Origin of the sequence: Bacillus thuringiensis (assembly GCF_022095615.2) — a bacterium.
GTDB classification, from domain to species: domain Bacteria; phylum Bacillota; class Bacilli; order Bacillales; family Bacillaceae_G; genus Bacillus_A; species Bacillus_A cereus_AG.
The window spans coordinates 411117-425962 of record NZ_CP155560.1; the positions used below are offsets into that span (position 1 = coordinate 411117).

Consider the following 14846-nt stretch of genomic DNA (forward strand, 5'->3'; position numbering starts at 1 on the left):
GCAAGAGCTTTAGAGTTTTTGCACCAAAACCATTTTAAGATTAACGGACAAATTTAAGGTTTATGTCTCCATTATTAGCATTGACATCTAATTTTTTGTCACCACCACTTTTATTTTCTGGTAGATTGTTTTTACCTTTAGAAGCTTGGCTCGCAATATTAAATACATCATACGATCCTACTATAGTTCCATTTATACCACCATTTTTTGATTTTAATTTTAATGTATCTTCAACTGTAACTTTTTCTATATCTAGGTTACCATTTGAAACTGTTGCATCAACGGAACCTTTCACCTTAACATTGGATAGATTTATATCGTCATTTTTGGTTTCCAATTTGAATCTTTTCTCAATTTCTACATTAGAAGCTTTTATTTTTCCATTTGAAGTTTTTGCATCGATAGTACCAGATATATTTACTTCTGAAAGATTAATATCCCCTTTAGATGTTTTTATTTCAATACCACTTTCAATACCACGCGGAACTGATATCTTTATATTCCTATGTGCTTTGTCGGAATTAAGGCCCACATAGTCTTTCAATTCTTTATCGGTATTGGCTTGCATAATTAAATTCTTTTCATCTGAAACACTTATCGCATAGGATTCTTTATCATTATCAAAATACGTAATATGAATCACGTTATCGTTTGATTTTACCACATCGACACTTCGATCCATTGCAGCTAGAGATATTTTGGAAATCTTATCTGCTTCTATTGAATAGCTCTTTTCCTCATATTTTATTGAACTATTTTTCTTATCAGAACTAGCATCATTTGTACATGCAGAAGTAAAAATTAATACTGAGCTAACAACTACAGTGAAAGGTAAGACATTTTTAAAAACTTTTTTCATGATTTGTAACACCACTTTCTAAATAAATACATAATTTAATCTTCATTTTTACGATTTTATGATTTAATGAATAAATCTTCACCTTAGGAATTCGGCCAAAATATTTATATTTTGACCGAATCCATACTTTTCTTGGCAAGAGAATAATATTTCGCTCTCATTTTAACTTAATTAATGTTGAGCGTTAATCCATCCTGAGACATCCTTTATTACTTGAGAATCTACATGAGCTGGTTTGTTGTAAATACTACCATCAAATTTATCTGCGGAACCGCCTGGCATAAACAAATGACTCAGTCCTGCATACACCTTGAAACTAACATTGTCTTTACCCTCAAGTGTTTCCTGCCACAGTTTATAATCTACTTTTTCTAAGACATGAAAATCAGTTGTACCTTGTATAATGAACATTGGAATACTAAGATTTTTAACAATGCTTGCTCCATCAATTTTATTCAAACTATTCCAATAGCTAGCCGGATAGCCAAGTATAACTTCTGTCTTATCAGAGGAGTTGAGTTTTTTAATTTTATCTACTCCCGCTTTTGTATTGTCCAGTTCTTCTTTTTTACGCTCGTTCGATAGATTTTCTTGTTCTAATCGCAATGTAGTCTGTGTCAACACTATATCCTCTAAACGACGTAAGGTACCAGCCATTGAGACAAAACCTTTTATTTCTGGATTATCCTGTGCTATTTTTGGTCCCAATAGGCCACCTTGACTGTGTCCAATTAGATAAATTCTGCTACTATCTACTCTTTTATCTTCTTTAGCAAGTCGCACAGCCTCTTTAGCATCATACAAATATTCTGTTTCTACGTCAGAGACATCATTTGGATATGCATAAGAGCGCTTGTCATAGCGGATAGAAGCAATTCCATTTTCGGCAAGACCGTGTGCAATATCCGCAAAAGGACGATTAAGACCCGTACCAATGATAGAATCCATATTATTGGGACCAGACCCCTGAAGCAAAATTGCAACCGGCGGCTTTTCTACTCCTTTTGGAAGAGTTAACAACCCATTCAATTTTTTTTCATTGTAACCAACTTTAATCGAAGATTCTTCCCATTTTTCCCCTTTCACCGGTTTAACTATAAGTGGTTGTAGTTGAGTTTGAACGTCGGTTACCTTCCCATCTTTTGTATATACAAAAGTAGTTTGCAAATTATTTTTACGATGTACCGTGGTAATGGCCACTTTTCCATTTTTATCTTTCGAACTAAATACTTCTGATTCTGTATCTAGAGCAGGTCCTAATTGAGATATTAAAGCATTCCATTTAGAGGCAAACTCATCCTTAGGTAATTTACTATTCATTTCATGAGTTCCATTTTTATAAAGTTGATCAAAATCATTTTTCTGAAATTGCTCTAAATAGGCTGCACTTTTTATTTTTAAATCCTTCTCATCAAAATTTTTTGTGCCTTGCGTAACATTTTGGTTCTGTGAATTCTTATCCGGCTTTTCAGGCGTTGTACCACAAGCTGCAAGTGAAATTATTATTGCACTTGCCACAATACGCTTGGTAAACATAATAATCCCTCCACTAAATCTCTAGTTAGTAATTTCAGTGAGTATAAAGCGGCCTATAATAGTTAAGATGGGTATTTTTATTTTCTATCCTGTCCTATTTTACTTATACTCAGCAAAATATAACGGATGCTCATTTCGCCTTTACTGCCTCTATCCTTTAATAAATGATAACTTATTAATATTTAAATCTTCTTCCGACTTACGACCAAAACACATAATATATAGACAATGACAGATACTACAATACAACTTATTATTTGAATAACTGCATTAGGAGTAAAGATTAGTGTTTCAAATATCAAGCTTAATACTTTTCGAAGTGCAGCAATAGGTGTAAATACACAAATGATAGCTACAATGATAATATCTGTAAGCCAACCATACCAAGTACCTTGGATGGTAGTTAATGTATGAACAATCAAAGCAACCATCAGAATAAATACAAATTGACGAATGAAGGCAATACTAACTCCATTTTTATCCCAACCAAAAACACCAAATGGATTGGCTACAAATCCATTATTACCTACAGGTAATAGTTTATCTAAACAAAGATAGCAAAGCGCTGTAAATAGCGAAATAACAAGGGCGAAACAAATATAATTTATAAGGATCCCTCTCATATAATCGAGCTTTTTTACATTAAGATTCATAATTTTCCGGAAATTCTTAGCGGGAATGAGCACCGCACTCATTAAAATTATGATATAAGAGTAAAAACTAAAACTTAAATAAAATTGTCCTTTATTTGTTGTTCCTAATAAATCATTAATTACGTAACTAATTATTTGTAAGACAATAGCTGCGATAAAAATAACGTACGATAATTTTACTTTCTTAAAATTTAGCTTTGCTACAGCAAGTGCATTCATCTTAAGTCCTCCTAATTTTATATTTTCACAATCAAATTCTTTTTATTCTTCTTCAACAAGACTGATGAAGAAATCTTGTAAGCCCAAAGGTGATATCATTACTGTATTTGTATCCTCAATTGGTTTGTCAAAAATGTATTGCGATACAAATCCACCCACGTTCTTTTTACCAATAATATTTAGACCTTTCGTTACCTGTTCGACGATATCAACTGGACCTGTTACAGAATAAGCCATCTCATCAATATCAGTGGTATCTGCATATAATTTCAGTTCTCCTTTATCAATGATAAGAAGCTTTTCTGCAACTTTAGAAATTTCATCAATTAAGTGTGTGGACACAATAATAATTTTTGGTTTCTGTTCGTTGCATACTTGTAATAAATCGTAAAAACTATTACGTGTAATAGCATCAAACCCTAAAACTGGTTCATCTAGAATAATTACAGCCTTGTTACTAGCCATTCCAAGGATTGTGTTGACCATAACCTTCATTCCAAATGATGTTTGTTCATACTTTTTGTTTAAATCCAGTTTGAATTTTTCCGCAATTTCAATTGCGAAATTGAGATCAAATTGACTGTGCAATTCTTTTGCAGTCTTGAATAAGTCCCTGATACGCATATTAAAATGTTCTGCATCACTAGGAACAAAATATACTTGCTCTGGCATACGCATCATATTTACGAGGTTCCCCTCAACTCTGACTTCACCAGCACTAGCATTATGGTGACCCGCAATTAATTTGAGAAAGGTAGTTTTTCCTGCCCCATTTTTACCTAGCAAACAGTAAATACCAGGTGAATCCAAGGTTACGGAGAAATTCCGCAACCCTTCATTTTTCCCATAATCTTTAGTTACATTGAATAAATTAATCATCGTTTTCCTCCATTACTAATTTAATTATTTCCTCTCGTGATATACCAATTTTCATCGATTGTCGTATCGTATCTAACAGCTCTTTTTTTCGCTCGTCCAATATGATTTTCTTTGCCTCATTGGTTACTGCCATTCCAATTCCTCGCTTTTTATAGAGCACTCCTTTATCTGCGAGAATCTTAACAGCCTTTACCGATGTAGTTGGGTTTACTGAGAGAAGCTTAGAAATCTGAGTGGTTGAAATAATTAAGTCATCTGGGTTATATGTACCAGATAAAATATCATTTTCAATCATCTCTGCAACCTGTGCAAATACGGGTTTCTCAGTTCTCATGAGCACTTCCTTCCCCCATTGTTATATGGTTAATGATTTGAGTCACTAACCAAATCTACAATATCCCCATCAACTTGTCAATATCCTCATTGGATTTAGGTGCTCTACAAGTAGTTTGAAGTTTTAATTGCTTATATTGTTTAGATCAATAAGAGTTTATATTCTAAATGAAATGATATTTGATTTAACTCTATTACCTGTACAAATACAGAGAATATATACCTTTATTACCACTTCCCCCTTCGTTATATGGTTAATGATTTAAGCCACTAACCAAATCTACTATACCCCCATTAACTTGTCAAGATACGAATTTAAAATAAGTGCTCTGCAAATAGTTTAAAGTCTCGATTACTTGTACTGTACTGGTCACTAAAAGTATATGTTCCATCTGAAATGACATTTTAGATAACTCTATAACATGTACAAATGCAGAACTCCAGATCTACTGTAACTATTTCCCTCTAATGTTATATGGTTAATGGTTTAAGTAATTAACTTAATCTACAATACACTTACTGACATGTCAAGGTTCATATTTATGTTGAGCATGCTTTAGATGTCCCTCTTCCTTACCTATAGTTTTACATTTCTTACCAATTTATTATTAAAAGAATAAGACGATACGACTTTATTTCAAAGCTATATTAAGTCTACATTTAAAGGATCCTGCATTAGTTGTTGTATTAATTTCTTTTACAGGCATTGGCATATCCTTTTTCTATTGCACATTTGATTTTTCAGCTGTGCTGGCTAAATCATTAGATTTGCATGCTGTCATCCCCATAAATAAAGTGTACATGTTAGATCTGCTAATAGTTTCTTATTCAAATGTAACATTTATCAATTATAGAAAGTTTAGTTTCCTATTTCGGAATTTCAAAAATTCTAAAATTTCTTTCTATATGCCCTAAAAATATTTCAGAAAACAAATTAATATTGTTCATAGAATTATTAAAAAAAGGAGCAACTTGTTATTGTTGCCCCCTTTCACATACCAACCTCATGATTTTATTGAAATAATAACCCCAAAAATCACCATGTTTATTAATTTTCTATTAGTCTAATTAATTTTTACCTCCACACATCTTATCTCTCCTTTAATAAGTGAATAATGCCATCTTCTTCGTTCACGTTAAATTTTTAAGGTAGGGAATTTCACTAAAAAACCCCCGTCCCTATAAAAGGGACGAGAGTTACCCCGCGTTGCCACCCTAGTTGAAAGCATAGAAAATATAAGCTTTCCACTTAAAAAATTAACGGTTTTTAACCGGAAACGATTACTAACTTCACATTGAAGTGTTCCACATTTCGCTCAAGGACAGATTCACAAGTTCTTTCTATCGGTTTGCACCACCCACCGACTCTCTAAAAGAAAAAATACCTGTTACTACTTCCTCTCATCACTTTCAAATAATATATAATTTAATTATCATTACTTTACAATAATTCTATTTATCAAGGAATTATTGTTGCTTTAAAATAAAGTATAGTCAGAACTCTTTAATTAAAAGGCAAAAACATTGTAACTTTTTTATAAAAATCGTGACTTTTTAAAAGCGACATTAAGAATATTCTTCAGATTCTGGATGCATAAGTTTGCCGCAAACAAAAAGAACCATAACCTTGCCGGAACGGCAAAGTTATGGTTCAAATCACAAAGAGCTCTTCTTGAGTCATATAACCCAATCCGACGCCCGCTTGATTTGTCGTGACTAGGACCGTATACCCCTTTCTATTAAATGTAGCAATTGCGTCAGCTACACCAGGTAACAGGAAAATATCTTCTGGTTTATTTACAAATCTAACACGATCTGTAAGTATTTGATTAATGACTCCATCGCGTTCTAAAAATATTGCCTTTTTTTCGCCAAGTTACTCTCTCCTTAACTTCAAATTTTCTATCAAAAAATCTGAAGTATAACAATTATTAAGTTCATAGTAGCATGAACGACAAATGATACTAGTAACCTATTAGTACGTACATATATTGCCGCAAGTACAACTCCAATTAAAAAATATCCAAATACAAAAGGAAATTCAAAATGCATGATTGAGAAAAACAAGGAACTAACTAATATACACCCAATTTTATTAAATTTACGGCTCAATATATTTATGGCCGCGTAACGAAATACAAGCTCCTCAACTAGCGGAGCAAGAATTACAATTGATATAAGAGCAAGAGGAGAAATTGCTGCCGATTCAATATTACTTGATGTATTTACTGATTGTGTAGTTAAGTGAAATATACTTTCATCCAAAATACTACCAATTGTCTGCGCTAAGAATACTGCAACTATTCCTACTAAAATCCAACCAAATGATACTCTTGAAAATTTAATCGATAACTTCGAATCATTCATCACTTCTTTCTTATATATAAGAAAAAAGAATATTAATATGAGTGAAAATCCTATTAGTTCCCAATGAACAAGCAGTTGCTGAATTGCTTGCTGTTGATTCCCCTGAATATCATACCAGCCTGTCTTCGCTAGCAATTGTACTCCTATTATTCCAACAAATTGAGTCATTATAAAATATATGAGTATGATATAACCTGATTTATGTAAATTACTATTATTCATTTTATTATATTCACCTTTCACTTTTGGCGTCTTATTTATTATATATATATTGATTATATGATAATAAAACAAATGTTTCTGTACTATCAAACGTATTCAGGCTGCTTGCAAATGTTTTAACCTAATCTCTAACGCGCCTGTTCCTCCAAACCCCTGATTAAATAAAAGCGGGACATCATACTTCTTTGCGTATTCTTTTGCTACATCAATAGACACATGGCCACATGCACCTTTCTGCACTACAATAACATCACATTTTTTTATGACACTACGAAACATTTTCTTTACACCACCTTGATTTTTTCCATCGTGAAAAATCACCTGACAATCTCTTTTTTTCGCTAACTTCTCTAATGTTCTACCATTTGAACCACCTAAAACAAGAATTGTACTCATCTCCATTCACTCTCCACATCTTTATTTTTTTTATATGTACTTGGTGATACTAAAAATACAATTGTACAGATGACAATATTCAGGAGTACCACACCCACTATTAATACAATTGCGAAGACTGGTAACAATAACATGAAAATGAAACCACTTACAAGCAAGCAGATAAATATAAATCCATTGCTCATGTCTTCATAACCATCTAATCCTGTTACAATATCTAAACTGTGCATCCAAACTGTGATACTATCCCAATTTGTGATCAACAGGTATCCACTACCTACTAATAAAGCCCATCCAAATAAAGTCCCTAAAAGTCCTGAACCTCTTCCAGAAGAATATCCTGCAAAATAATTTGCTGCAGTTCCGAATAGTAATCGCATTTTTTTACCTCCGTATCTATTTCATTTCACTAATATATACAAATTTTATTTAACCATGACTTTATTATATTAGAAAATTTCGAATATTAAATAAATATTTTTAGGTACTCTTTATATTTTTTAATAAGGGTTGTGATTTCTAGTCACAACCCTTATCTTTCAGTTAATCCACAGGTACTTCTTCTTGTCCATGTGGTATTTGTTCAATTGGCGTTAGAATTTGCGCATACTGATTTACCTGAATTTTAAATTGTCGTGGTTCCAAGAAGTTTACCTGTTGTATTAAAACCTCTATATGAAATGTATCTACTTTTTTCCCGCGGTCAATTTTGGTAATACGTGCATTGTAAAACTTATCCCCATTTAGGAAATATCTTTGCACAGCTTCTGCGGCAAGCATACGTTCATTACTTGTCATTTTCATTGGCTCAATACCGAATCCAGCCTTTGTAAATAAATACGGTACATCATAACTACCATTAGAAATTTTTCGTAGTAAATCCTCAACTGTTTTTGTTTTCGCAATATATTCTTCTTCTTTTGTATCAAATCCCTTTGGTTTATCTCCTAATATCTCGATTTCATCTTGATTTACTTGTTCTTCCTCTTGCGATTGTGATTTCAGCATATAATCATGAATGGTATTATAAGTGGCAACACCTGCCACTAGTACGATAATCCCTAATATGACCAAGTACTTACGAGGCATATTGGATAAAATGTTGATTATTTTCTTCATCGACTCACATCCCTTATCAGTCTATTACATTACGGATTTGCGACATATGTTGTCCTCTTGCCGTATAGTTTAGACCCGTAATTTGTACACCCTTATTATCACCAATATGAATCATTTTCTGATTCCCTAAATAAATAGATACATGGTTAGGATTTTCATAGAAAATTAAATCTCCTGGTTGTGCACGACCGATATCTGGCACCTGTTTTCCTTGTCCAATTTGAGCACCTGTCCAATCTCCTAGCTGGACACCTATACTAGTTTTAAACACATATTGTGTGAATCCAGAACAATCTGCAGTACCTGCAGCTGGATTTCTAGCGCCGGATACATAGCTCACTTTTCCTTGTCCAACCCATTTTTTTGCTTCTTCCAATACCTTTTGTCGTTTAGCATTTGTCATTGTAGGAGCACCACCAGATGATAGACCTGGATCATCATTTTTCTTAAAGAATTTCATTGGATCCGTTGGTTGGTCGTTAATACGAATTTGGAAATCTAAATGGACAGCATATCCATTCATATCAAGTAAACCAGTTTTTTTACTATAATTAGAACCGCCCATCTCCCCAATTATTTGTCCTTTTGTTACCATGGTTCCTGGTGCAACTAATATTTTATTTAAGTGTAAGTAACGAGATACAATACCATTTCCATGGTCTACATAAACACCTAGACCACCACCATTTACATTTCCTGTTTGGGCTGTTACAATACCTACTTCCATCGACCATACTGGGTCTCCAGCTTTTCCGGTAGTCATGGCCCCAATATCTACAGCATTATGTTGTATTCCCTTACGAACTGCATCAAACGTATCTGTAATACGACCTGATTTCGTTGGCCATTTCCAACCTTTATCAGAAATCCATTCGCCTGATGCGTCTGCCACACACCCTAAATCTTTGTAAAACTTCAAAACTTTAGAAACGTACGTGTAATCTCCGTAGCATGCGTTAACCTTTGTCCTGAAGTTATTCGGATCGGAGCAACCAGCTGGGTTTAAATGATTCTTACTTCTTGAGAACTCAATGGCTGTTTCTTCTGAATAACCACCCTTCGCTAATGCATAGCTAATGAATCCTGACCCGAAATTATAAGATTGTAAGGCTAGGGCTATATCTCCATTCGCCTGACCTAAAACATCTTTAAATTCTTGTACGCCTGCTTCAATAGAAATATTTGGATCTTTAATACATCCTACACGTGCATTCCCTTTTACACCTATACAAGATGTGCTCATGTCTCCATAATGCCCCTCAGAAGCCTGCATCGGGTCGCTTCCCTCTCCTTGTGATTCCTGCATCATTTGGGCAGCCAAAATACCAACATATTGAGCTACACCATGTTTTTCTGCCATTTCTTTAATTTTAGGAAGGTATCCTGTAACTTTGGCATTAAGGTTAACAGGCTCTCCACCAGGGCTCACATTACCAACACACATACCACCAATAAATCCACCAGTAGTAGGAGCAAGATGTCCATATAGACCTTCTAACATCCCTGCAGCTAATATCTCACGAGCACGATCTTTTTGACTCTCACTACATTTTGCAAGTTCCATCGCTTTCTCTAAACCGTGAGAAGATACTGTTACCTTTTTACTTCCGCTGGCATTAATTTCATCTATTTTTTTCTTAAAATCTGTATCTCCCAATATCTTTTTTACATCTGGTCCGGAATAACTTTCAGATTTGTTTTTTTGCATCTCCTTTTTCTTTTTTTCACAAGGGCCATTCGGTCCTGCCTCACATACCTCTTTTTCTGTATATTCTTCATATTGGATATCCAAAAAATATGATATAGCATCGTGAGGATCTTTACCAGTCAAATCATTATCAAATCGCGCCATGTCAAAAGCGACAACCTCTTTCCAGTCCACGTTTAGCGCCATTGAAATTTCCATATACTTTTTCACTTGTTCTTCTGTTTTACTTTCATCATCGGTAAATGGTACAAAAGATGCTAAAATAACACACACGGTAATAATAAGAGCCATAATGAGAGCAACAGGCAATCCTACTGCTCCCACGATAGCTCCGACAATTTTCACTACACCAGCTTTTAGCAGTTTGGCAGCAGCTTTCGCTGCCGCCCTTCCTGCTTTACCTGCCATTTTTACCATTTTCCCGCGCGCTTGCATCCCTTTTTTCTTAATAAAGTGTGAAGCTACATCTTTTAAAGGGTTACTTTTTTTCTGTTCATTTGGATCGTTAGGATTTTGACTCATAGACTTGTCACTCCATACTTTCCATTTTCATTATTTCTTCTTTTTCGCTGTGCTAAGCGAGGGTTTGGCGCAAATGGAATCAGATTTTGTGGATCATGTTCTGATAAATTTAAATTTGTCTCCGAACGTACAACTTCTTCATGTGTTTGAGTTACTAGGATTTCTTCTCTCGGCTTAATACTGCTATCTTTCACTTCACAAACTCTTTCAATCCTTTGGTTTGCTTGTAATCGTGTATCTCCTTTTCCGTACGGAGAAATACGTGACACTGTACCGTCTGTAGTTGTCGCAACCATGTAACTACGATTTCTTTCAACAACCATTTGTACATTTTGATAGCCACCTTGGTCCAAATCAGACATATAGAAATGACCATTGTCTACCTTATGATTCGCTGTAAGTGGTGGTTCACTAAATACTGGTTTCTGTTGTAAAGGTCTTTGATTTTGATTTCCTACTAATTGATTTGGATTAATATTGATAGAACGATTGATACTAATTTTCCCGCCACTAGAATCTTGAATATACGCTGGCGTTGCTTTCATACCATTACGATGCTGTGTTAATTGACCATCTGAAACATTTAAATCTTGATATACCACTTGTCCCGAACGAATGCTACTATCTCCACTACCATAACGAGATACAACTTGTGTCATTCCACTGGAATCTTTCGCTTCAATCCATGATTTATTATTTGTCGTAACAAGACGTATTGCACCTTGAGCAACTGATTGTCTTCCAGTAGCATCTGTTATTGTTGGGACCATTCCCTGAATCTCTTGAATTTCTTTTGCTTCTGTTTGAACTGCTTTATTATAGGGATTATGTTTACTTACCATACGTGCAGTCGCTTGATAAGCACCTGTACCACCAATTACACCTGCTGCATAGCTTAATCCTTTTGTCACATTGTAATGGCGTTCTGCTGCGTTACCTCCTAATGAAGTATGAACAGCAGCTGCAGTTCCGCTTATCACTCTTTGTACTGCATTTCCACCAGCTTGCTGAACATTGTCTGACGCATTAAAGTATGCTTTTGAAGCATTCTCTAGTGCATTTGTAGGCATAAAATGTTTGACACCTTCCATCACACTCATGCCAACCTTCGTACTTTGCTGTGTCATACGTCCCACAGCTGAAGTTGGGATAGACATTTTGCCAGCACTTTGTGCAATACTTGCTACACTAGCTGATGCGTCTGCATACGAACGTTCAATTTCAGAAGTAGACAAATTCCCTGCACGTGCCATACTTGCTTGTGTTTGAGTAGCTGCATACACAGCCTTATTAATTGCGCCACCTGTCGCAACACCGTGAGATCTAACTCCTTGAATAGAACTTGTAATCCCTGAACTTACTTGTTGGCTTACCGTTCCAAGAGTCGCATGATTTTGTAGACCTTTGGTTAATTCAGAAGCAAATGCCCCCTTATTAATATAAGATTGCGCATGCAAACTCTTACCACCTGTATCTTTTGCCTGCACAGGCATCGCTCCTGATTGTACCGCTGCTTGCTGAGCGACTGCTTTAAATTCATTACCTTTATCACTTAAATGAGATTGCCAAGCTTCTACTTTTTGCGTTTGAGACATAGTTGGAGACAAGTTTTTCATAAAGTTTGCTTTGTTCTCTGCTGCATAACCTTGTTTAAAGGATTCTGTAGATGCTTGTACTAAGTTCCCCACATTACTTACATCTTTTTGTTTCTGGTTTCCATATCCATTTGCTAAACTATGTGTTTTCACACCATTTACCGCTTTTTGAATGCCCGAAACACTAGATACACCCATTGCATTTATATTTGGATTGCTTTGTAATTGTTGCGATAACTGAGAAGCAAAAGCTTCCTTATTAGCATAGCTAGTCCCATCTTTTTGTTGCACAATCCCTGCTTGTTCGGCAGCTTTCTGTGCATGATTTTTAAATCCTTGCACTTTTTGACTCAAGTGTTTGTTCCATGCAGCCTCTTTTTCTTGTTGTGGTACATCTGCAGGAAATTGTTTCATAAATCCTGCCTTATGATCTTCAGTATATGCCTTTTTAAATGCAGCAGTGGAAGCCCCTACAAGAGCACCAACCTGTCCCATGTTTTGATGGCCACTTTCTAGTGTTTCTCCCTGCACACCCTCTACTGCTTTTCCTACTTTTCCAAATGCCAGTTGAGAAGCAAACGCATCCTTATTCACAAAGGACTTATCAAATAGATTATTCCCTTGCTTATCTTTTGCATCAACTGGCATTGCACCAGCTTTTGTTGCAGCCTGTTCTGCATGGTTTCTAAATCCTTGTACTTTTGAGTTCAGATGGTCATTCCATTTTTTCTCTTTCTCTTCCGCTGACATATTTTCTGGTAATTGACTCATAAACGCATCTTTATGGTCTGCCTCATATCCTTTTTGGAATGCGTTAGTCGCAGCGTTGACTAAATCTCTAGCATTTCCATATGGTGTAGCGTTCTTCTTCATATTTTGTACATCTTGTTTCCGCTGATTTTTGAAATGAGACATTTGATCACTATTTGTTTTCGCTACTTTTTTTGCAATCTCTGCATCCGAAGAGCCAGGAAATGCTTGTTTCAAACGACTGGCAACCGCAGAATCCGGATTATCCGCTTTCCAATTTTCAAAATCCTTCGTTGCTAAGTCTTGTGCAATATCTTCATCTGTTAACTCTGGATATTGTTCTCCATTTAACCCTTTATACGTATTCATACCATTCTTCACACTGGAACCAATACGTTTTCCCAAAGCTACAGCTCCTTCGCTCAATGTAGCGGCAGATCTTCCAGCAACCGCGCCAGTAAATCCGCCCGCTTTACTGCCAGCCAATGTCCCTATTGCCATTCCTTCTGGTCCAAGCCCAGCTCCTGTTGCCATACCTGCAAGTCCACCAGCCGCTTTACCAATTGAACTTCCAATTTGCCCTGCTTTTAACATACGAGCTGCACGAGATGTTGTACCTAAATCTGTCCCTAAATTCGCTCCTAATGCATTTTTCGGGTTATCAGCATCTTCTTTTGTCTTTTCTTTATCCCCCTTAATATCTGGTTTTACTTTTGAATTACGGTAGTCATCACGAACACCTTTAACCAGTCCGGCCACACTTGCTAAAGCCCCCATACCCAACATCGTACCCGCTCTATGAATACCACCTGATGCATTGGTACTAAGGCCGATAAAACTTTTCACAATTTCACCAACTGGGATAAACATGGCAAGTAAAAACAATTTGATTAACGGACTATTTGCTGATCCAATAAGAGAAATAATGAGCCATAAGGTAATCGCATGAATTGCTTGTATGAACACTGCTCCTATAAATTCTCGTATCCAATATAATGTCTGTTGTTTCTTTTGTGGAAATAGCCACATACCTACCATTAAAGGACCCATTAACATTAAAATGTATAGTGACACCGCTCGCATTAAATAGTAAAAATTTGCCCAGACGATGAGACCAGCTTCTACAAACAAACCAAATATAATAAACATATAGTCATTTTCATGACCTTTCAAACTCAGCTCAGTAATGGTAAGCCCAGCCCCACCAAATCCAGGTTCTAGAAATTTAGTACCCTTATCTGGGTCGAAATTCCCTCCACTTACCCCATTGATAGCATCTCTGAATTCTATTATTACCCATGAATTGATTTCAAATATGAGTGTATAAAAGTAATCGAGATGCCAAAGGCAAATTGAAATGATCATCAAATCCTTCGCGTACTCTATTAATGCAGTTCTATTATTTGGATTAATGGCCGTTGCTGAGTATTTTGCCGCCGTAATAACTACACTGACAAGGACACAAAAGGCAACAAGCTTAAACATTACAGGCATACCTGTGTCTAACACCTTGGTTAGAGAATCACCCGAAAATAAGAAATCTAAGTTTGTCCCTTTTCCTTCTTTTCCCTCTCCTCCAAACACTAAAACCGGTAGCGGATCCATAGTTGCATACACTGGACTAAGAAAAGCCTTCACCAAAACAATAATGAGCCCTCCGACCCACTCTACTATTTTCTCAAGCATAA

Annotated in this window: 11 protein-coding genes, 1 pseudogene and 1 other annotated feature; all 12 genes and pseudogenes read right to left on the reverse strand. The window is 35.6% G+C overall.

The features are described 5' to 3' along the window. Window positions 1–40 precede the first annotated feature (40 nt). The 12 genes and pseudogenes from KZZ19_RS28785 to KZZ19_RS28840 all read right to left on the reverse strand — a co-directional run bounded on the left by KZZ19_RS28785 (window position 41) and on the right by KZZ19_RS28840 (window position 14844). A complete protein-coding gene (locus KZZ19_RS28785; protein ID WP_237982830.1) occupies window positions 41–859 on the reverse strand; it encodes a DUF4097 family beta strand repeat-containing protein in 819 nt (272 codons plus the stop codon). 171 nt (window positions 860–1030) lie between these two features. After that, entirely contained in the window at window positions 1031–2395 is a 1365-nt protein-coding gene (locus tag KZZ19_RS28790) for an alpha/beta hydrolase (protein WP_237982829.1), read from the reverse strand. 182 nt (window positions 2396–2577) lie between these two features. Beyond that, window positions 2578–3267, reverse strand: a complete 690-nt coding sequence (locus KZZ19_RS28795; RefSeq protein WP_237982828.1) for a permease — start codon at window positions 3265–3267, stop codon at window positions 2578–2580. Between the two features lie 42 nt (window positions 3268–3309). After that, window positions 3310–4146, reverse strand: coding sequence for an ATP-binding cassette domain-containing protein (locus KZZ19_RS28800; protein ID WP_237982827.1), 837 nt, complete (start codon window positions 4144–4146; stop codon window positions 3310–3312). Continuing rightward, complete coding sequence (locus KZZ19_RS28805; RefSeq protein WP_002160770.1) at window positions 4139–4480, reverse strand: GntR family transcriptional regulator; 342 nt, start codon at window positions 4478–4480, stop codon at window positions 4139–4141. The genes KZZ19_RS28800 and KZZ19_RS28805 overlap by 8 nt, the downstream gene beginning before the upstream one ends. A 1182-nt stretch (window positions 4481–5662) precedes the next feature. Next, window positions 5663–5893: a binding site (T-box leader), on the reverse strand. A 240-nt stretch (window positions 5894–6133) separates the two neighbouring features. Beyond that, window positions 6134–6337 (reverse strand): annotated as a pseudogene (locus tag KZZ19_RS28810) (HAD-IIIA family hydrolase); the annotation flags it as partial. A gap of 47 nt (window positions 6338–6384) precedes the next feature. After that, window positions 6385–7068: a CPBP family intramembrane glutamic endopeptidase gene (locus KZZ19_RS28815; RefSeq protein WP_348638052.1), complete on the reverse strand. Its 684-nt coding sequence runs from the start codon at window positions 7066–7068 to the stop codon at window positions 6385–6387. Window positions 7069–7164: 96 nt separating this feature from the next. Beyond that, entirely contained in the window at window positions 7165–7470 is a 306-nt protein-coding gene (locus tag KZZ19_RS28820) for a DUF2325 domain-containing protein (RefSeq protein WP_237982868.1), read from the reverse strand. Beyond that, window positions 7461–7844, reverse strand: a complete 384-nt coding sequence (locus KZZ19_RS28825) for a hypothetical protein (protein ID WP_237982867.1) — start codon at window positions 7842–7844, stop codon at window positions 7461–7463. Before KZZ19_RS28825 ends, KZZ19_RS28820 begins: the two co-directional genes overlap by 10 nt. A 163-nt stretch (window positions 7845–8007) precedes the next feature. Further along, window positions 8008–8583 carry a hypothetical protein gene (locus KZZ19_RS28830; RefSeq protein WP_237982866.1) on the reverse strand — a complete coding sequence of 192 codons (576 nt, stop codon included), beginning with the start codon at window positions 8581–8583 and terminating at the stop codon, window positions 8008–8010. 16 nt (window positions 8584–8599) lie between these two features. Beyond that, window positions 8600–10813: a lysozyme family protein gene (locus tag KZZ19_RS28835; protein ID WP_348638053.1), complete on the reverse strand. Its 2214-nt coding sequence runs from the start codon at window positions 10811–10813 to the stop codon at window positions 8600–8602. Beyond that, a complete protein-coding gene (locus KZZ19_RS28840) occupies window positions 10810–14844 on the reverse strand; it encodes a hypothetical protein (protein ID WP_348638054.1) in 4035 nt (1344 codons plus the stop codon). Before KZZ19_RS28840 ends, KZZ19_RS28835 begins: the two co-directional genes overlap by 4 nt. Window positions 14845–14846 lie beyond the last annotated feature (2 nt).

Coding starts and splice junctions, on each gene's coding strand:
- KZZ19_RS28815 (WP_348638052.1), bottom strand. CDS start 7,068: ATGAATAATAGTAATTTACATAAATCAGGTTATATCATACTCATATAT.
- KZZ19_RS28825 (WP_237982867.1), bottom strand. CDS start 7,844: ATGCGATTACTATTCGGAACTGCAGCAAATTATTTTGCAGGATATTCT.
- KZZ19_RS28835 (WP_348638053.1), bottom strand. CDS start 10,813: ATGAGTCAAAATCCTAACGATCCAAATGAACAGAAAAAAAGTAACCCT.
- KZZ19_RS28800 (WP_237982827.1), bottom strand. CDS start 4,146: ATGATTAATTTATTCAATGTAACTAAAGATTATGGGAAAAATGAAGGG.
- KZZ19_RS28790 (WP_237982829.1), bottom strand. CDS start 2,395: ATGTTTACCAAGCGTATTGTGGCAAGTGCAATAATAATTTCACTTGCA.
- KZZ19_RS28840 (WP_348638054.1), bottom strand. CDS start 14,844: ATGCTTGAGAAAATAGTAGAGTGGGTCGGAGGGCTCATTATTGTTTTG.
- KZZ19_RS28785 (WP_237982830.1), bottom strand. CDS start 859: ATGAAAAAAGTTTTTAAAAATGTCTTACCTTTCACTGTAGTTGTTAGC.
- KZZ19_RS28805 (WP_002160770.1), bottom strand. CDS start 4,480: ATGAGAACTGAGAAACCCGTATTTGCACAGGTTGCAGAGATGATTGAA.
- KZZ19_RS28820 (WP_237982868.1), bottom strand. CDS start 7,470: ATGGAGATGAGTACAATTCTTGTTTTAGGTGGTTCAAATGGTAGAACA.
- KZZ19_RS28830 (WP_237982866.1), bottom strand. CDS start 8,583: ATGAAGAAAATAATCAACATTTTATCCAATATGCCTCGTAAGTACTTG.
- KZZ19_RS28795 (WP_237982828.1), bottom strand. CDS start 3,267: ATGAATGCACTTGCTGTAGCAAAGCTAAATTTTAAGAAAGTAAAATTA.